The sequence below is a fragment of the Aporhodopirellula aestuarii genome (assembly GCF_023701485.1).
Classification (GTDB): domain Bacteria; phylum Planctomycetota; class Planctomycetia; order Pirellulales; family Pirellulaceae; genus Rhodopirellula; species Rhodopirellula aestuarii.
This window is the reverse complement of sequence record NZ_JAMQBK010000023.1, coordinates 47,412-67,097: the sequence shown is the minus strand read 5'-3', so window position 1 is coordinate 67,097 and position 19,686 is coordinate 47,412. Positions and strand designations below refer to the sequence as shown.

The following is a 19,686-nucleotide window of genomic DNA, read 5'->3' as shown; positions in this document are numbered from 1 at the left end:
TGGATTATTCGTCGATACCCCAGATTGCGCAGCAGGCGGTGAAGAGGATGTCGCTCGACACACGCCGCTTCGTTGCCTGGGAAGGTGCAATCTCAAGGTGCACGCAATTCCTGCACCAGAATGGCCTAAAGTGCGGCAAGCGTTTTGCGGGCGGCGTCGATCGTTTCGTCAATGATCGCTTCGTCGTGCAGACGGCTGAAGAACAACGCTTCGAATTGGCTGCACGGCATGTAGATGCCTTGGCCGATCAGACCCCAGAAATAGCGTCCGAACGCGTCACGGTCGCATCGATCGGCGTCGTCCCAACAGGTGACCGGATCGGGATTGAAGAACAGCGTCATCATGCTGCCCACTCGGGCGACGGTGTGCGGAATCCCCGCCTCGGTAGCCGCTGAGTCGAGCCCGGTGGCGAGTCGTTCGCCCATGCGTTCGAGTTGTTCGTAAGGTGGATCGTTTTTGAGGATTCGCAGCGTCGCGGATCCGGCAGCAACCGCGACGGGATTGCCGCTGAGGGTTCCGGCTTGGAAAATTTTGCCGGCTGGTAGGACTTGATCCATGATGTCACGGCGACCTCCGTAGGCTCCCAGCGGCATGCCACCGCCGACGATCTTGCCGAGTGTGGTCATGTCGGGGGTGATCCCGAAGCGTTCTTGAGCACCGCCAAATGCGACGCGGAATCCCGTCATGACTTCGTCAAAGATCAAGATCGAACCGTGTCGAGTGGTGAGGTCCCGCATCGCCTGCAGGAATGCCATCGTCGGGATGACGCATCCCATGTTGCCGACCACCGGTTCCAGGATCACGGCGGCGATCTCTTTGCCGAACTCCGTGAATGCGTTTTCGAGTCCCTCGACGTCGTTGTAAGAAAGGACGATCGTGTCGGATGCGGCGCCGGGGGTCACACCCGGCGAATCGGGCGCACCGAGAGTGGCCGCGGCGCTGCCTGCGGCGACGAGCAACGCGTCGACGTGCCCGTGGTAATTGCCAGCAAACTTGATGACTTTGTTCCGTCCGGTGACGCCCCGGGCGACTCGCAACGCGCTCATCGTCGCTTCGGTGCCGCTGTTGACCAAGCGGACCTTTTCGATGCTCGGAACCGCTTCGATGATTTGTTCGGCCAGTTTGGATTCGGCTTCGGTTGGGGCTCCGTAACTGGTGCCTCGCGATGCCGCGGTTGTGATCGCTTCGATGACCTCGGGTTGGGCGTGGCCGAGGATCATCGGTCCCCACGATCCGATGTAATCGACGTAGCGTTTGCCATCGATGTCATACAGGTACGGGCCCTCGGCGTGATCGATGAACAAAGGCGAGCCGCCGACGGCGCCAAACGCACGGGCGGGCGAATTGACGCCGCCGGGCATCAACCGGGTTGCCCGCTCGAACGCGGCGTGGCTGAGGGGATGGGTTTCGGCGGCAGACGAAGACGTGGTGAGCATGCGTTGTGGGAATGTCAAAAAGAGATGGGGGAAACCGAGAGGGTGGGGATCAACTTGGCGTTCGGTTTCTCGATCGCCGTATCGGGACGCGACGGCAGGCCGCAAACTCGAAGCGGCGGTCGCGCTCGCCAATCGGCCTTGACTGACAGCCCGGCGTCCGCCGGTTCGGATACCACGGTGATCCTGTGACCCCCATTGTTCCATTTCTCTGCACGCTGGCTACCCGTGAGTTCGCCGCGTGCCCGCGACCGGTGAGCTGGCCACGAGTAATCGGTTTTTGACGGGCGGCGAAGGATGCGGCCGTGTACCCGGACGGTCGGGGAACATGAACGCCTGGATCGGTGTCAAAGTTTGCCGATTGGGGCGGCTTTTTGCGTTCCGTGGGTTTTTTGTGTTGGGCTGTTTTTGCGTTTTTCGTTGGCTTTTTGCGTCCGGTAGCCTGTTTGGATTGATCCGGGTTTGACGATTCTCCGGGTTTTACCGGTTTTGCTTTAACTATCTCCCACGAATTCGACGATATCACTCGTGAGCCGGTAAATCTCGGCCGACGGGCGTCTTTTTCCAAGACACCGACGGCTTCATCGAGATTTACCCTTTGCCCCCCAATTTCCATCTTGATGGGTGACGAAAGTGTCGCAACGTCTTCAAACTCCATGCCGAATTTCTCTCGTAGCGATCGCCTTGCTGGCGGTCGTGTGCCTGAGCAGTCCCCTCCAGGCCCAATCCGGTGGGGTCGAGCAGTCAGCTCGTGCATCTTGGCAACCCGTTCGAGATCTGTCGCAGCGAGCGCCCAAGCAACGGGCGACGGCGACGGAAGTGCAGTTGGTTGACTACGAAGCTGACCAAGTCACGCCTCGAAAAGTCAAACCTTCGCAAATGAACAAGCCACGTGTGCGGCCTGTGTCGAGCACCTCGGTGCTGGAACCGGTGATCACGCACGAGAGCGTGCCGATGGACGGCCAGGTTTACCTGGAACCTTTGCACGATTACGGCTGCGATTCGATCCCCATGGGATCGTGCGGTTGTGGTGATGTCGGCTGTGACGGCATCTGCGGGATTTCCGTGGGCGGCTGCGACGGCATCGGCTGTGCGAGCGGTCAATGCTGCAACGGCGACCCGATGTGTGGTGAATACCGTGACTGTGACAGTCTGCGTCCCTGCATCACGTTGTGCTGGCCGCAAGACGGTTGGTTCTCAGCGGAGTACCTGATGTGGTGGCAAGACGGCATGGCTCTCCCGCCACTGGCGTCGACCGGACGATTATCCGACCGCGACCCGTTGGCAAACGGAACCGTGCTCTATGGAAACAACGACGTCCTGACAGATCACTTTGACGGCATGCGGTTCGACTTCGGTTTCTGGTTCGACAACTGCCATACCTGGGGCATCGGAGCCGGTGCGTTTGGTTTGGATCGTGAAACGGAAAGTTTCGCCGGGGGTGCCCAGAACGGAACACTCGTTCGCCCGATCATCACTGTATTAGACAATCCGGATCCGCAACTCGACGAATTGACTGAAGCGGTTGCGTTGGTACATGACCCGACCCGCGGACACACCGGGACGTTGAACATCGACGTCGATAGTGAGTTGAGCGGATGGGACATCTATCTGCGTCACTTCCGAATCGCCAGCCAAGGTTGCACACACGTCGGGCCGTGCTCCTGCCCAACCCGTTGGTGCTCACGTTCGGAACACCGGCTCGGTTTTCGTTCGGTCGAACTCGATGAAGGTATCGGAATTGATAGCAACATCCTGATTGATCAAGGCACCAACACGCCGTTGACATTCGCACTGAACGAATCGTTCCGGACCCGGAACCAATTTAACGGGATCGACTTCGGATGGTTTCACACTCGCTCGATCGACTACTGGAACTTTGACATCGGCCTGCGATTGGCGGTCGGAAACGTGAAGCAACACGTCGATATCACTGGACAAACCGTGATCAACAGCACCGCTCCAGCTGTGTCGGGCGGCCTGCTCGCTCTGAACTCCAATATCGGATCTTACGAGCGGAACGAGTTCGCGGTCTTGCCAGAACTGAACATGAAACTCGGCTACCAACTCACCGATCAACTGCGTGCGACGTTCGGATACACGTTCCTTTACATGTCCAACGTGGTTCGGCCCGGCGACCAAATCGAGCGGATCATTGACCAGGCTCAAGTTCCTAACTCGAACGTGGCTACTCCAACGGGCGTGTTCCCACGCTTCGCGTTTGACAACACCGACTACTGGGCCCAAGGGCTTAGCTTTGGCCTCGATTATCGCTGGTAAGGCGTAACGATCAGGATGAATCGTCTGCGGGAAAGCCTAACGGCTGTCGCGGACAGAACGAAACAGCCGATTAAACCGAATGTGCAGGTTCTGCATCGACACCAATCGATTTGGGGCATCGAAGGCTACCTGGGTTCTGTTTTGAAACTTAGACGTCCAAGGCAGCGTCCAAGCGTGAAGGTTTGCTAGGGCGAGCCTTTTCCCCTGCCGACATGAAACCGCGATTGGTGTTCTCCTGCGATCAACGCGCGGGCGACACCCCCCACAGAAAAACCACTAGCCCACGAAGGTAGTGAAACGATGATTTGGCAACGCATGATCGACCGTTTGACCGGTCAAACCACCCGACGCAATGAACGTTCGGTCACGCGACGTGGCAAAAATGCTCGTCGTCTCCGACTCGAATCGTTGCAAAAACGCGAACTACTCGCCAGCGATTTGGGTGCGATCAGCGGGGTCGCGTTCATCGATGCCGATGGTGACGGCACCGTCGACGTGGGTGAAACACTCTTGCAGAACGTCGATGTCAACCTTTACCTCGATGACGGCACCACCCCTGGCGAAGTCGATGGTGGAGACACGTTGGTGGGGACGCTCACCACGGGAGCGGACGGTGCCTATCGTTTCACGAACCTCGACGGGGAAGACACCGTCGCCAACGATGACGCGACGGAAGACGCGGGTTTAGCGAATCCGTTTGTGACCACCGACGGAATGTACGTCCTTGAATTCATTGCCGGCACCGGTGGTGTGCAAGATTCCAGCGGCACGCCGCTCACGGGGGTCGTGTTGTCGGATGATGTGAGCGTTCAAATCACCGATGACGACGGCGTCACGGCAGTCACGATTGATAATTTCTTGACCGCCCAACCTTCGCAACCCATCACTGAAACCGTCGTTGGTTCAACGACGACGAGCAGCCCCGGAGCAATGAGTTCAGGTGGCGGTATTCTCGGCGACGAACGCGACGTCGAAATCACGATCGACAACGCGACGAGTGGTTCGAGCAGCTTCGAGGTGGTGACCGGGTCCAATCAATTGGTGTTCTCAAACGGTGGCGACGTTGAGGCGACATTGTTGGTGCAATACGACGGTGTGGATGCCGACGGCGCCGGTTTAGCACTCGATCACACGGGGCTTGGCGGTATCGATCTCACCGGTGGGGACGACAAGAGCGGATTGCAGGTTGCTTTGCGTAGTGACACCGTGGTCACTGGTGGTCTCGTAGTCACGATTTACACCGATGCAACCAATTTTTCGACGACAACGATCGACTTGCCCGACAATATCGCATCGGGCACGCCGCTGCTCGTTTTTGTTGCTTTTGACGATTTCTCCGTCGGGGGTGGTACGGGTGCGGACTTCACCAATGTCGGTGCAGTCGAGGCTTTCGTCGATGGCGTGAATTCCAACGGCGGTGCCGGAGCCCCCGGCCTGGACTTCTTCCTATCCATCTGGGATTCGCAGATGAGCACCGAGGTGACGGCCAATTCCGTTGCAACGGTGCCACTCACGCTCGGTGGTGAAGTCTTCGTTGACAACGGTGGCGGCAGCGATCAAACCGAACAAAACAACGGCTTGCAGGACCCCGGTGAGGGGCTCTTCCAAGCTCCGTCGGGTAACCCGATTGCGATCGAACTCTATGACACCGATCCGAGTGACGGACTGCAGACTCCGATCGCGACCACGACCGTCAATCCGCTCGGCGGATCGAATATCGGATCCTATTCGTTCACGACACTGACCAGCGGTGACGATCTCGGCCCTGGCACCTACTACGTCATGATTCCCTCAAGCGAGTTCGGAACCGGACAACCGCTCGAAGGATACAAGGGAAGTGACGTGGATACACCCGCCGGTGACACCGACGACGATGCCGATGACGATAACGACGGCGTCTTTGTTGCCGGTGTCGGATTCATCAGCGGTGCGATCACGCTTACCATCGGTGGAGAACCGACTGGCGGCAATGAAAACACAACGGTCGACTTCGGCGTCTTACCGACAACCGACTTGCGAATTGACAAGACGATCAGTGGCACGAGCGACCTGTCACTCGGCGGCACGGCCATCTTCACCGTCACCGTGACAAACCTTGGTGGAACCGACGCGACCGACGTCACGGTGAGCGACACGATTCCGGAAGGGCTAACGTTCGTCAGCGTGGTCGACAGCGGATCGAGCCCTGTAACGACAACCACGACCACCAATGGAAGCGGCCGTCCCGTTCACACCTTTACCGTCGGGAACCTCGCCTCGGGAGCGAGCGTCACGTACACGGTCAACACGACGATCGATTCAAGTCTGACGGCCGATCCGGTCAACGAAATCAGCGTGACGGGATACCAAGTCGAAGTTGATGCCGATTCCAACGCGGCCGACCGCGGTGTCGGCGATCCGCTCGACGGAGCACTCGAAAACAACATTGCGATTGAAACCGTCGACGTGCCTCTGGCGGAACTGACGATCACCAAGACCGACGGTATCGATTCACCCGACACCGTGATCGCCGGTGACGAACTGACGTACACCATCACGGTGACCAATGTCAGCACCGATGCGGCGGCCAACGTGGTCGCATTGGACACCCTGCCAACCGGCGTGACTTACGTCGCCAGTTCAGGAACGTTCACGACGGGCAGCGGTCTCGTTGAACTCGTCAGTGGTGGTGCCGACGACGGAAAACTTCGTATCACGTTTGGCAACATGCCTGCGTCTGAAGTCGAAGTGGTCACGTTCCGTGTCTTAGTGGATGCGGCGTTCTTGGATGCCGATTCCCCGTTGTCCAACTCGATCACCGTTGGTGCCGACAACGCGCCCGACGTGACCGCGACGGATGACACCCCGGTTGCTCGTGAAGTCGACGTCACGGTTGCAAAAACAGTCATCGAGACTCGCACGCCTGACGACCGCACCGATGGCGATGACTCCGACGACATCATTGACACGTCAGCACCGTTTGATGTGTTCGCCGGCGGTTTTGTCACTTACCAAATCGTTGCCACGAACTCGGGGACTTCGGAAGCTCGGGGCGTGACGGTCACCGATACGCTCGACACCGGATTGTCCTTCGTGACAGGTAGCTTTGATGCCCTGACCAGCGGTGCGACGATCGCATCCAACTCGGGTCAAACGATCGTCTTTAATGTGCCAAACTTGGCACCGGGCGAGTCGCGTACATTCACCTTCGAAGCGGCCATCGCGAGCGATCAGTTTGATCCGCTCGACAACGACGTGGTCATCGCGACGACCGATACCGAACCGACGGGACACGCCGCCAACACCGCTACCGTCCAAATCGATCCTTCTCCACGAGTGGATTTGATTCTGGACAAGAGCGTGAACCTGACAACGGTAGTGCCGGGTAGGGATCAAGTGATCTACACATTCACCATCACCCACGACGACGATAGCATCTCCGATGCGGTCAATGTCGACGTTACTGACACGTTGCCTGCGAACTTGACCGGGGTGAGCGTCGTTGCCGCGGGGGCCAGCAACACGAACTTCTACAACACCACGACCCGTCAGATCCTGGTCGAATACGCATCGATCCCGGTAGGTGAAACACGCACCTTCACCGTCACCGCGGATGTCGACAATTCGGCCACCGGCGATATCGTGAACACCGCCCAAGTCTCGGTTCCAGGCGTGACGGAACTCGATACCACCAATAACTCGGATAGCGTCACGATCACGACGACGCCCGAGTTTGATATCACGATCAGCAAATCCGTCAACGGAACCGGTACCGTCGGTCCGCTCGACACGGTGACGTACACCTTGGTCGTTTCCCACGATACGAACGACGACGGCACCGAGAGCGACAACGGGCTGAGCCCTTCGTTGGCTCGGGGCATTGTGGTCACGGACGTATTGCCTTCCGGATTGACGTTTCAGTCGGCAACCTCCGGTGGCAGCAGCGTGACCCCGACGAGTACCACCAACGGGACTATTGTGTTCCCGTCATTCGACCTGGCTCCTGGATCGACGCGGACGCTGACGATCCTTGCCGCAGTCGATGACGATTCGTCTGGAACGTTGACCAACAATGTGAGTTTGGTAACCGATACCGGCGAGACACAAACCGACAATAACTCGGCGAGTGTGAATGTGACGGTGGTTCCTGAGGCGGACGTTTACTTGACCAAGACGGTTAGCGCGGCAACCGCTCAGGCGGGCGGCGAGCTTACCTACACGGTCACCGTCTTCAACGACGGACCGTCACCTGCCGAAGGGGTCACTGTCGTCGACACGCTTCCATCGGGAGTCACCTTCGTCAGCGGTACCGGACCCAACGGGGCGCTCACTGCCTCGAGCGGTGTCGTGACCGTGACGCCGCTCAATAACGACCCCATGGCAGCTGGGGCATCGTTCCAATTCACCATCATTGCCACCATCAATGCCGGTGCGACGGCTGACCAAGTCAACTCGGTGACCGTCTCGACGACCACCCAGGAAATTTCCAACGACAAATCGAATACAGCGACGGCAACGACCGCTATTGATCAAGCCATTAATGAACTGTCGGGAACGATTTTCCGCGACTTCAACAACGATGGCCTCCAGAATGGTGTGGACAACGGACTCGAGGGAATCGAGTTGCTGCTGACCGGCGGTGACCTCGGAACCGCAGGACGTCGCACGAGGACGGATGAAGACGGGTTCTATGAGTTCGACGGATTGATTGCAGGTGATTACCAGGTTCAACGTCTCGATATACCGTCGTTCTACCTCGACGGGCTCGAGCAAGACGGAACCGGCGCGACACCCGCGGATTCGGGTGACACGATCAGCATCACGGTGGGCGGTTCGTCGCCCACAGCGGTCGCTGACAACAATTTCGCTCTTGTTCCATACATGAGCTACAAACTGTGCATCCTGTGATGCACTGACCATTCGACGAACATCTCATTCGTTGACGATTCGCTCGGGAGCCGGTGAAGCACGCGAATCGTGGACGAAATGGGTCGGGGGGCCCGGGATGTTCGGTGAGAATGCGGCGTGAGCGAAAAACAATCGCCGCATCGCGAAAATAAGCTCGGTCTTTCGGGGGGAAGACCGGGCTTTTTTTGTTTTTTCGTTGGTCCTCGACAGAGTCTCGCATTCAGGCAAACATGGACGCGTTGTGTTTGGCCCGAGGTCGGCGCAATTTTTGCCAATGAGGCATTTCGTCCACGCCCCACCTGCAAGAGAGGCACCCCGGATTGGAAACCAACAGAAAACACTGCGCGATGGAAAAAAACTGGACGCTCGACGACGCTGCATCCCAATACGGCATCGAACGTTGGGGAGACGGTTACTTTTCCATATCGCCGGACGGAACCGTGCTCGTCACCCCGCAACCGGACTTACCTCATTCGGTCGATCTGAAATTGCTGGTGGATCGGCTGATTGATCGGGGACTGGAACTTCCAATTCTGCTCCGTTTCAACGGCATACTTCGCGACCGCTTGCGGCGAATCGACAAGTGTTTCCGCACCGCGATTTCGGACCACAATTACGAAAACCGATATCGATGTGTGTTCCCGATCAAGGTGAACCAGCAGCGTGAGGTGGTGCAACAGATCGTCAGTGAAGGTTCGGAGCTCGGTTTTGGGATTGAAGCGGGCAGCAAGCCAGAATTAGTTGCCGCCGTCGCGATGGGCAATAACGGCCTTCCAATCATCTGCAACGGTTTCAAAGACGAAGAGTTCATCCGCTTGGCTCTGCATGCCCAGCGGCTCGGGCGAACCGTTTTGCCGGTTGTCGAGAAGGTCAGCGAACTCGATCTGATTCTTCGCGTGGCCAAGGAAGTCGGCGTGCGACCCACCTTCGGTATTCGTGTCAAACTCGCGACCCGAGGCAGCGGCCGTTGGCAAGCCAGCGGTGGGTATCGCAGCAAGTTCGGATTGACCGTGGCCGAAGTGCTCGCGCAGCTCGATCGGTTGATCGAGATCGACATGGGCGATTGTTTCCAGTTGCTGCACTTTCACGTCGGTAGCCAAATCGGAAACATCCGCCAATTGAAGTCCGCGATTTTGGAAGCGGCACGCATTTACGCCGATCTAAAAAAACGCGGCGCCGCGATGGGGTATCTCGATGTCGGCGGCGGCCTCGGTGTCGACTACGACGGTTCGCAGTCCGACAACGAATCGAGCATGAACTACACGATGCAGGAATACGCTAACGACGTCGTCTATCACGTGCAGACGGTGTGTGATGAAGCCGAAGTGCCGCATCCTCAGTTGATTTCCGAAAGCGGCCGGGCGGTCACGGCGCAGCACAGCGTGCTGGTCATGGAGACGCTCGGAGTGACCTCTCAGGGGGAATCGATTCTTCCCGATTGGGCACGCGTGCCTGCGGAAGAAGATCTCGCCTCGGCGCCAGACGACGACGGCGATTTTGGTGACGACAACGATCTCGGTGCAGGACGACTCAGCGAAGAGGTCCGCAGTCGCCAGCTCCGCAATGAAGCGCCGGCGGGACCGCCCGACGATTTCGAGCAACCGGTTCACGACCTTTGGGAACAGTACAAACTCATGTCTCCGGCAAACATGCTCGAGACGTTTCACGACGCGCAAGTCGCCTTGGATTTGTGCATGAACTTGTTCAGCGGTGGCTACTTGCCTTTGGAACAACGGGTGGCGGCGGAGACTCTGTATTTCGCGATCTGCCATCGGGCTCGCGACTTCGCCATGGCACTCGAAGAAATCCCCGAAGATTTGGCCGGGCTCGATTGCATGTTGTCGGATATCTACTTTGCGAACTTCTCGCTGTTCCAGTCCATGCCGGACTCGTGGGCGATCGACCAGTTGTTTCCGATCATGCCGATTCATCGGCTCGAAGAACGGCCGACCCGGCACGCGGTTCTCGGTGACATCACCTGCGACAGCGACGGGAAGATCGATTCGTTCGTCGGGGACGGCCAACGAACCGAGACGTTGATGTTGCACCCACTCCGCGCCGGCGAGCCATATCAACTCGGTGTGTTCATGGTCGGTGCCTATCAAGAGATTTTGGGAGACCTTCACAATTTGTTCGGCGACACGCACGCCGTGCACATCGAAGTGGATGGTGACGCGACCAAGATCCGTTCGATCGTCAAAGGTGACACCGTTTCCGAGGTGCTGGGTTACGTCCAATACGAAGACCGAGAGTTGGTCGAAGCGATTCAGGATGCGGTCGAGCACGCGGTCGGCAGCGGCATGATCAACCACCAACAGGCGGGCAATACCGTAGCCGCGTACGAGCGGGCTTTAGCCGGGTACACGTATCTCACGTCACGCCGTACGCTCTCGGCGGACGAGGTCGAGACGTCACCCGCCCAATCGTCCTCGCAAGATTCACCCGAACCCGCCAAGCCCTCGACGACAAACCATGCCTGAAGAACACGTTCTGGTCGTGCCCGCTGACCTAATTGCATCGATCGGACACCTGGAAGGGTTCGAGGTGGATGTGGACCGCTTTCTCGTCCCAATTTTGGCGAGCGATCAGCTCTCGTATCGTCCCCGTGCCGCGATGGAATCCGACCCCAGCTTCAAGCAATTGATTCCTTATGTCGTCATGCAATGGACGAATCCGGAGGACGGTTTGGTGCGTGTGTTCACTTACACGCGGGGCGGTGGTTCGGGCGAAACAAGATTGCATGCCAAGCGGAGTATTGGCGTCGGTGGACACATCAGCCGTGAGGACGCCGATGGCGACGAAGATCCCTACGTGACCGGAATGCGGCGTGAACTCGACGAAGAAGTGACGATTCTGTGCGACTACACCGACGATCGCGAAGGCTTGTTGTACGACCCGAGCAATGAAGTCGGTCAGGTGCATCTGGGCGTGATTCACCGCTTCACACTGGAGCACCCCCATGTGACGAGTAACGAACCTGAGCTCGCCGAAGGGGAATTTCTCACGATTGCTGAACTTCGTGAGAGCTACGATCGCCTCGAAACTTGGAGCCAGCTCTGCCTGGACGCATTGTTCTCAGACGAATCCTAACGCTCTGATTAGGGGTGGATGTCGACCCGACATCGCGTGACCGGCGGTGAAATGGACCTCGTTTCCATAATGAATTTGGGGCGATACTTCGCCCGTTTTCCGCCGTGACATGTCCAAACTCAGAAGTCTTCCGAGATTTCTCCTGTTGCAAACTGAGCCTTTCGGTTAGACTCCCGCCACGAAAGAGCCATCGAAGGTCCACAGAACTTCGATCGGAACCTTCCGTATGTTGTTGGCCTCGGTCAGCTTACCCCGTGGGTGAGCCATCGGCGACACGCGGGAAATTCCTTGATTCACGGGCTCTATAACGCGACAAGTCTTGAACCGTTCTCGTCTCGCAACCCTGTTTGCGAGTGGAAGAACCATCCAACGGGCCTGATTTTCTAGTCAGCTGCCCAGGAAGAGAAAGCAGCGTCGCGATCTGTGTTGCGTCGCATCGGTCTTGTATCCGGTGCGTTCGTTCGCCACGCCATCCTTCCAACCCATACTACGCCTCAACCGACCGGTTTCGTGACTCGGTTTTTGGGGTTGATCTGCGCATTAAAAGCTACCATGTCGAGCCAATTTCCAAACTCTGAGAATCCCGTTTTGTCTGAACAGAATCCATCGAACGATCCAATCCTCATCGCTGAACACGATCAATTCGAAGAATCGTCCGTTCATGTGGCACCCGCCACCCACGATGCTTTATTGGCCTGCTACACGCAGGACACCATCGTCGAATGCCTTGCCACTCCAGCCGCTCTTGATAACGAAGTCGTCTGCTCCGCCCCCACCGCGGACCTGAATGACGACGAAACGGCCCAGTACGCCGCAACCACCACCCAGCCCACAAATGAAACCGTCGAAGCGGAGTCGGTGGTCGAAGAATCGGCGGTCAATGAGCCCGTTGCCCAGGAACCATTTGTTTCCGAACCAGTTATGGCCGACCCAGTTGTTGTCGAGCCGGCGGTCGTAGAACCTGCGGTTCTCGAGGCGGTGGCTGCGGAAGTCATCACCGCGGAGGCCTCGGCTGTTGAAACGGTTGTCGATACAACCGAAACCAACGTGACCGAAACTGAAGAAGCCGCCGCAGCAATCGTCGACAGTCAACCTGTTGCCGTTGAACCGTCGGTGTCGGAACCCGCCGCCAGCGAACCGGTTGCCAGCGAGCCCGCTACCAGCGAAGCCAAAGTGGTCACGGCCAAAGTAAAAGCCAAAGCGAAGCCGGAACCCGAAGCCGAACGCGTGATCGATCCGGAAACCGAAACCGAAGCGAATGCCGGCTTTGCCGCTTTCCCACTTCGCAGTGAAGTTCTTGCCGCGGTGGCGAAGTCGGGCTACGACACGCCGACAGCCATCCAAGCCGAGATCATCCCTCACATGTTGGAGGGACGAGACGTCTTGGCTCAATCGCAGACGGGCACCGGGAAAACGGCCGCGTTCGCGTTGCCGATCCTGACGACGATTGATACCAGCAAATACCATCCGCAAGTCTTGGTGCTCGCGCCGACTCGCGAACTCGCGATCCAAGTCGCCCGGTCGTTCTCGACTTATGGTGCGACGATCCCCGGGTTCGCTGTTGCCGCGATCTACGGCGGGCAGGATTACGAACCGCAACTCAAGCAGCTCCGCCGCGGCGTTCAAGTCGTCGTGGGGACGCCCGGCCGCGTCATCGATCACGTCAACCGTGGGACGCTGGATTTGGCCAAGCTCGATTGCTTGGTGCTCGACGAAGCCGACGAGATGCTCAACATGGGCTTCCTCGAAGATGTTCAGTTCGTCCTTGAAAAAACACCAGTGACTCGTCAAGTCGCACTGTTCTCGGCGACCTTGCCTGGTCCGATCCGTGACATCGCCGATGAGTACCTGAAGTCACCGGCGCGGATCACCATCAAAAAGAAAACGGCGACAGCGGACTCGATCCGTCAACGAGCGATTTTCGTTTCGCCGCGTGACAAAATTGACGCTCTGGTTCGTTTGCTCGAAGTCGAAGAAACCGACGGCGTGATCGTCTTCACCAAAACAAAGGACGCGACGATCAGCGTCGCCGAGAGTCTCACGCGTGAAGGTTTGTCGGCCGTCGCCCTCAACGGTGACATGCCGCAGAAGGTTCGCGAACGCACGATCAGCCAACTCAAGAATGGCAAACTCGATATTCTCGTCGCGACCGATGTCGCCGCCCGTGGACTCGATGTGCCACGCATCAGCCACGTCTTCAACTTCGATTTGCCACACGACAGCGAATCGTACATTCACCGCGTCGGTCGCACCGGCCGGGCCGGACGCGATGGCGAAGCGATCATCTTTTTGACGAACGCTCAACGCACCAAACTGCGGCACATCGAACGTGCTACGAAACAGCCGATCGAAATCGTTGGAATTCCGACCGCGAAAGAAATTAACGCGATGCGGGTCAAGCGATTCGGGCAGCAGATCACCGAAGCGGCCGCAGAAAAGGATCTAACGCTGTTCAAAGACTTGATCGCCAGCTACGCCGAAGAATCCGGCAAACCTCTGGACATGATCGCTGCCGCCTTGGCTGAGATCTCTCTGCGAGGACGTCCGTTCCTGATGAAGGACCGACCGGCGACCGCACGCTCGGAACGCGAAGGGCGTTTCGATCGGGGAGATCACTACGGCGACGGCGACCGGGGCGGATCACACATGCGTAGTGGTAAACCACAGCGTCAACTCGGCCCGCCACGAGAAGGCATGGTTCGTTATCGCATCGAAGTCGGCTGGCAAGACGGTGTGAAGCCCGGCAACATTGTGGGTGCTGTTGCGAATGAGGCCGGTATCGAAGGGCAATACATCGGTCCCATCAACATCCGTGACGATTTCAGCACGATCGATCTTCCTGAAGGCATGCCGTCTGATATCTATCAAAAGCTCCGCAAGACTTGGGTCTCGGGCAAACGCTTGAATCTCGAAGTCGCTCGTGATACCGACAGCGATGATGGATCACGTGGTGGATTCCAACGCGGTGGTGGTAATCGACCCGGCGGGTTCCGTGCCAAGAACACCAAAGGCGGTCCTCACGGAGCCAAGCGAACGTTCGCGGGCAAACCCAAAAAGAACAAACGCAAATCGAAACCGTAACAAGGAATCGATAGACGGGAACTACGAGGTCACTCGTGCGATGAAATATCCGAGCACGAGGGCCGCGACGAACAGCGATGCGATAATCGTTCCTAGCAGGAGCGGATCCATCGGTTCCCGTTGGTTTGCTGACGGCCGGCGCAGTTGAGTGTCGCTGTCGATAATCGCTTGGTTGTCCCCCCGTCTGCGCTGACGGGGGTCTTGGTAACCGGATTCGACTTCGAGGTCGATCAAACTACCTGTTGACGACTCGTTGGGCAGGCCGAGCGATTGGACTTTCACCAACCGTCCGCTGCTGCTGGCGAGTTCTTCTTGTTCACGGATCAATTTGGAACGACTGCTAGCGAGCGTTTCGTCGTTCTTCCCGGTGACGGTGTCGTGCTGCACATCTTCCTCGGTTGTGCCACCAGAACTGCTGTCGTTAAAGCTCAGTGAAGATAGCGTCGCGATCGGTTCCGGCGCGTCGCCGAGTCCGACTCGCACCGGTTCACCTTTGGGCACCCGTTGAGCGAATCGTTCGAAGACTTCAGCAACTTCCTTGGCGGTCTGGTAGCGATACTTCGGATCCTTTTGAAGCATCTTGACGCACATGCCCTCGAGTTCGCCGGGACAATCGGGACGCAGTTCGCGAATCGATCGGGGCATCTCGTTTTGATGTTTGATGATTCGTTGAGCCAACGTGCCGTCGGAAAATGGCGGTCGGCCTGTTAAGAGGTAATACAGCGTGCAACCGAGGCCGTAGATGTCGACGCGAAGATCGACCTTGTGGCTGTTGAGTGCTTGCTCGGGGGCAAGGTAATCTGCCGTGCCCAAGACGTTCTCGTTGTTGGCAACGGTGAGCGAGTGCTCTTCTTCCGAGGCCATCAGTGCGAGCCCCATGTCGAGCAATCGGAGCCGTCCATTTTGATCGATCAACAGGTTCGCCGGTTTGACGTCGCGGTGAATGACGCCGTGTTCGTGGGCGTGGTCGAGGCCCCTGGCGGCTTGCGCAATCAGGTCTGCCGCAGTCGAAAAGTCCAGTGGGCCGTCGCGGCGGACGAGCATCTGCAGGTCGATGCCGTCGACGTACTCCATCACGATATAGTGAGTGTCCCCGTCGTTATCGATATCGTGAGCGAGCACAATGTTGGGGTGGTTGAGCGACGCGATCGCCCGGGCTTCGAGTATGAAGCGGGCCAGATAGGAGGCGTCATGGACTCGTTTTTTGGGCAACACTTTGATGGCCCGTTTGTCGTGCAGCCCGACATGCTCGGCCAAATAAACGCTGCTCATCCCGCCGGTGCCGATGTGGCCGAGCAGTTTGTATTTACCCAAAAAGAAGCCGCGGTACTTACCCGCGAAAATCTTTTCGATGTGCCAATCCGTCAGTAACCCGGCCCGTTTGAAAGCGGTGGCGAGCTTGCGCGGATTCGACGGCAGTTTGCCGCCGCACTTGTCATAGACCTTCTTCAGAAACCGCTCTTGCGTTTTCTCGTCGATCAGATTGCTCTTGGCAACCATTGAGACGAAGCGTTCTGAAGTAATCGAAGTCATGGAGAGGCCGACCGTGATCCCGCCCGGAGAAATGTTGCGGCAGCCAACGGGAAATTTTGCGATGCCGCCGATAGAGGCAGTCTAGCTAAACTGATTTAGGCTGGAGCTGTTTTTTTAATCGTTTTGAAGGCAACTTTCTAGTCGAATGAGGGGGATCCCGCGCGTAAATTCCCTCCCAACCAGGGTTTCGGTGCTCCACCGCAATTGGCAGGATACCACACCCGATTGCACAGTGTTGCAACAACCGTACCGTGGGCGAGGTCAATGTGAGTAAGCTCAGCCCTGCACCGCGAGGGTAGCTCGTGGCCTCCTCTACAGATATCTGCAACATCGATGCCTCCTGAACTGAATCAACGTGTGCTCGGGATCATGGCGAAGTACTGGGAAGCCGGTCAGGTAAAGACGCGGCTGGCGGGGTCGTTGCCGCCACAACCGATGCGTCCTCGGCAGAGCGAAAAAAGCAATCAACAGCCGCCTGAATCAGGTGAAGACGCTAGCCCAATGGACCTGGCGGCAAAGGTTCACGAGCGATTCGTTCGACATCTGCTGACCGAGATGTCGGTCGCCGGAGACGAACGCCAAATCGTCGGGGCTCCGGTGCAGCACTTGGCGCAATTCATCGCCGTTGTCGCCGACGGCGCATATGGCCAATGGCAGGTAAGCGATCAGGGTGCCGGAACTCTCGGCGACCGTATGAAAAATTGGTTCGCGGGGCAGCTTTTCGAACCAGGAGAGTGTGACAGCGAAAAGGGCGTCCAAGAAAATCTCACCTGGGATAAGTCGTGTGTGCTGATCGGCGCGGATTGCCCGCTACTGTCACAGTCCGATGTTGAAGAGGCGTGGTTGCGGTTGGAGCATCATGAGATGGTGATCGGGCCCGCTTTCGACGGCGGTTATTACCTGATCGGCCTGCGACCGGGAAAACGATTATTGCACCGCACCCCTGGAACGAGGGTCACGCCGTCGGTTCTGGCGAGCTTGTTTGATGGTATCGCCTGGAGTACCGATTCGGTGTTCGAGCAAACGCACGCTGCGGCCAAGAAAGCGGGGTTTCGCGTCGCCGTTCTCGAACCCCGGCACGACGTCGATACCGCCGACGATCTGAGACGGTTGGTCGATGAACTTCGAGACCTCGGTGCGAGAGGCCATCGCCTCCTGAACGATCTGGGAGGTATCCAACTCACCTAAATGGGATTCAAATAGGGAATCCCCATTCCACACCTCAGAACGATCATGACCCCCGACCCAACCAGCAGCATCGGCACACCCCAACGCTCCCCCCAGGACTCTCATGAGATCGCGATTGTGGGTGGAGGTATCATCGGTTTGTCGACCGCATGGGAGCTTGCTCGCCGCGGCCATTCGGTCACTGTGATCGAACGTCGAGGGACGGCCTGCGACGATACGTCATCGACCGATAGCCCGCAAACCAATCGCCCCACGTCGTGGACGGCCAGCGGGATTCTGCCCCCGGCAAATTTCGAACACGCCACCGATCCACTCGACCGTCTGCGTGGATACAGCCATCAGATTTGGCCTCAGTGGGCGGGGCAGCTTGCTCGTGATACCGGTATCGACGTCGGGCTGATGCGGTGCGGTGGATACTATCTCGCCGAAACGGTGGGAGAAGCCGCCGCGATGGGAGGCATGACGACGTACTGGAAAGAACTCAACATCGAGTGTGAGCCACTCACCCGGGTGGAAGTCGGCGAACGGTTGCCCCGCCTGTCCCGCTGGATCAGCGAGAACCCGTGGATGAAGACGCGTCCCGATCTCGCCGCGTGGTGGGTTCCTGACGAACATCAAGTTCGACCTTCACGCGTACTCAAGGCACTTCTCGCGGCGTGCATTCGTGATGGTGTGCGATTCGTTTACGACACATTGGTGACCGCGATTGATGAGTCCGACCAGCGGGTCGTCATCGGCACCGACTCCAACTGGCAACACGAAGACATTCTCGCCGATCGGGTGATCTTATGTGGCGGTGCCGCGACCGGTTACATCGCTCCTTCGGTCCGTTTGCAGAACGCATTGATCCCCGTCCGTGGCCAAATCCTGCTCTTGCACAGCGATCGGTTTAACGCCCCGTCGGTACTCAATATCGGAAACCGGTATTTGGTTTTTCGTGGAGACGGGCATGTGCTCGTCGGATCCTGCGAAGAAGAGGCGGGATTTGCGCAGCACACAACGTCTGAAATGATCGATCAACTGCGGCAGTTCGCCGGACACGTGTGCGAAGATCTTGCCGATGCACCGGAGATTCAGCGTTGGGCGGGTTTGCGGCCGATGACGTTTGACGGTTTCCCAATCATCGGACGCCAGCCCAACAGCGAACGCGTATATGTCGCCTCAGGGCATTATCGCAGCGGTATCCACCTCGCCCCCGCAACCGCAACCGCGATGGCGGATTTGATCGAACACAAACCGACCTTCATGGATATGTCGCCCTTCTCAGTCGGCAAACAACAGCAACCTCTTCCCCAGAACTCATGAACATGCAACAAGATGATTCTCTACCTGCAACGCTCGATCCGCCCGGCACCATTGCCGTTGTCGGAACAACGCATGTCGGAATCGAAACTGCTCTCTATGGTCGCTACTTAGGCTACGACGTGAAACTACTCGCCGGCGCAGATACGTGGGCGCCACGTTCGAGCCAGGCGACGTCGTTGCATCGAATCGGACCGACCTTCAGTGGCGACTGGTTTGCGCGACATTGGCTCGGTGAGCAATCCATCGACGAACGTTGGAGCGATCCGATCCCGATGATGCCTGACCGATGTTTGTCGCCCCTCGCTCTTTCAGCGATTGCGGCGCAGCGAGAAGACGTTCCCGCAGCCCTTCCGGTCACGATGCAGGAGTGGATCGAGAGCGGATTGCAGTCGCTCGTTGAAACTGACCTGCTGCGTGGACGAGTTCATGCGAATACGTTCGTTGATTCGATCGAGCTCGCGGCGGTGCTCGAAGACGATGAACCGTCGGAGGATGAAGAGGATGATGGCGACATCCCACCGGATTTCCTATTGAAACTTCGTGGCGAAGCCATCGGCGACGATGAGTCGAATGAACTGCGTTGTGAGTGCGTGATCATTGCTGATCTGCCGCCGGAATGCTGTCGTCTCGAATTTGATCCTCCGGCGGAGTATTTCTATCGAATCAGCTCGGCGGATCATGCCGATGCGGCTGAAGAGTTACGTGCCGGTTGGCAGCAGATCGCTCGGATCTATGCCGAGTTAGCCGGCCGCTCCGACCTCGATCTCTATCGCCCGCTGCGGGTTTAACTCGCCCCAATTGCCCGCCACGAAATCCAGCCGAATGAAAATTCGGCCGTGATCTGTTGACGAACCCGATTGGTGTGCTATCGTGATAGCACACTGGTTGT

The 19,686-nt window shown here is 57.9% G+C and carries 10 protein-coding genes; 8 read left to right on the top strand and 2 right to left on the bottom strand.

Annotation, left to right across the window (positions count from 1 at the left end; translation table 11 throughout):
* Positions 1-125 precede the first annotated feature (125 nt).
* Positions 126-1,436: a glutamate-1-semialdehyde 2,1-aminomutase gene (gene hemL / locus NB063_RS07710; protein WP_250928267.1), complete on the bottom strand. Its 1,311-nt coding sequence runs from the start codon at positions 1,434-1,436 to the stop codon at positions 126-128.
* A gap of 630 nt (positions 1,437-2,066) precedes the next feature.
* Here hemL and NB063_RS07705 point away from each other — a divergent pair.
* From NB063_RS07705 to NB063_RS07685, 5 genes are all read left to right on the top strand, one after another.
* Complete coding sequence (locus NB063_RS07705; RefSeq protein ID WP_250928181.1) at positions 2,067-3,713, top strand: BBP7 family outer membrane beta-barrel protein; 1,647 nt, start codon at positions 2,067-2,069, stop codon at positions 3,711-3,713.
* Between the two features lie 300 nt (positions 3,714-4,013).
* On the top strand, positions 4,014-8,600 hold the full coding sequence (locus tag NB063_RS07700; RefSeq protein WP_250928180.1) for an SdrD B-like domain-containing protein: 4,587 nt from the start codon (positions 4,014-4,016) through the stop codon (positions 8,598-8,600).
* A 347-nt stretch (positions 8,601-8,947) separates the two neighbouring features.
* On the top strand, positions 8,948-11,080 hold the full coding sequence (speA, locus tag NB063_RS07695) for a biosynthetic arginine decarboxylase (protein ID WP_250928179.1): 2,133 nt from the start codon (positions 8,948-8,950) through the stop codon (positions 11,078-11,080).
* On the top strand, positions 11,073-11,690 hold the full coding sequence (locus NB063_RS07690; protein ID WP_250928178.1) for a phosphoesterase: 618 nt from the start codon (positions 11,073-11,075) through the stop codon (positions 11,688-11,690). The genes speA and NB063_RS07690 overlap by 8 nt, the downstream gene beginning before the upstream one ends.
* A 552-nt stretch (positions 11,691-12,242) precedes the next feature.
* A complete protein-coding gene (locus NB063_RS07685; RefSeq protein ID WP_250928177.1) occupies positions 12,243-14,771 on the top strand; it encodes a DEAD/DEAH box helicase in 2,529 nt (842 codons plus the stop codon).
* 21 nt (positions 14,772-14,792) lie between these two features.
* Here NB063_RS07685 and NB063_RS07680 read toward each other — a convergent pair whose 3' ends face one another.
* Positions 14,793-16,304 carry a serine/threonine protein kinase gene (locus tag NB063_RS07680; protein ID WP_250928176.1) on the bottom strand — a complete coding sequence of 504 codons (1,512 nt, stop codon included), beginning with the start codon at positions 16,302-16,304 and terminating at the stop codon, positions 14,793-14,795.
* Between the two features lie 333 nt (positions 16,305-16,637).
* Between NB063_RS07680 and NB063_RS07675 the strand changes: the two genes are divergently transcribed.
* The 3 genes from NB063_RS07675 to NB063_RS07665 are packed head-to-tail and all read left to right on the top strand — an operon-like array spanning position 16,638 to position 19,585.
* On the top strand, positions 16,638-17,492 hold the full coding sequence (locus NB063_RS07675) for a TIGR04282 family arsenosugar biosynthesis glycosyltransferase (protein WP_250928175.1): 855 nt from the start codon (positions 16,638-16,640) through the stop codon (positions 17,490-17,492).
* 45 nt (positions 17,493-17,537) lie between these two features.
* On the top strand, positions 17,538-18,797 hold the full coding sequence (locus tag NB063_RS07670) for an NAD(P)/FAD-dependent oxidoreductase (protein WP_250928174.1): 1,260 nt from the start codon (positions 17,538-17,540) through the stop codon (positions 18,795-18,797).
* Complete coding sequence (locus tag NB063_RS07665) at positions 18,794-19,585, top strand: hypothetical protein (RefSeq protein ID WP_250928173.1); 792 nt, start codon at positions 18,794-18,796, stop codon at positions 19,583-19,585. The genes NB063_RS07670 and NB063_RS07665 overlap by 4 nt, the downstream gene beginning before the upstream one ends.
* Positions 19,586-19,686: the final 101 nt, after the last annotated feature.

What these genes read in the sequence shown, in the direction of transcription:
- NB063_RS07690 (WP_250928178.1), top strand. Translation starts at nt 11,073, where the DNA reads ATGCCTGAAGAACACGTTCTGGTCGTGCCCGCTGACCTAATTGCATCG.
- NB063_RS07675 (WP_250928175.1), top strand. Translation starts at nt 16,638, where the DNA reads ATGCCTCCTGAACTGAATCAACGTGTGCTCGGGATCATGGCGAAGTAC.
- NB063_RS07665 (WP_250928173.1), top strand. Translation starts at nt 18,794, where the DNA reads ATGAACATGCAACAAGATGATTCTCTACCTGCAACGCTCGATCCGCCC.
- hemL (WP_250928267.1), bottom strand. Translation starts at nt 1,436, where the DNA reads ATGCTCACCACGTCTTCGTCTGCCGCCGAAACCCATCCCCTCAGCCAC.
- NB063_RS07685 (WP_250928177.1), top strand. Translation starts at nt 12,243, where the DNA reads ATGTCGAGCCAATTTCCAAACTCTGAGAATCCCGTTTTGTCTGAACAG.
- NB063_RS07670 (WP_250928174.1), top strand. Translation starts at nt 17,538, where the DNA reads ATGACCCCCGACCCAACCAGCAGCATCGGCACACCCCAACGCTCCCCC.
- NB063_RS07700 (WP_250928180.1), top strand. Translation starts at nt 4,014, where the DNA reads ATGATTTGGCAACGCATGATCGACCGTTTGACCGGTCAAACCACCCGA.
- NB063_RS07680 (WP_250928176.1), bottom strand. Translation starts at nt 16,304, where the DNA reads ATGACTTCGATTACTTCAGAACGCTTCGTCTCAATGGTTGCCAAGAGC.
- speA (WP_250928179.1), top strand. Translation starts at nt 8,948, where the DNA reads ATGGAAAAAAACTGGACGCTCGACGACGCTGCATCCCAATACGGCATC.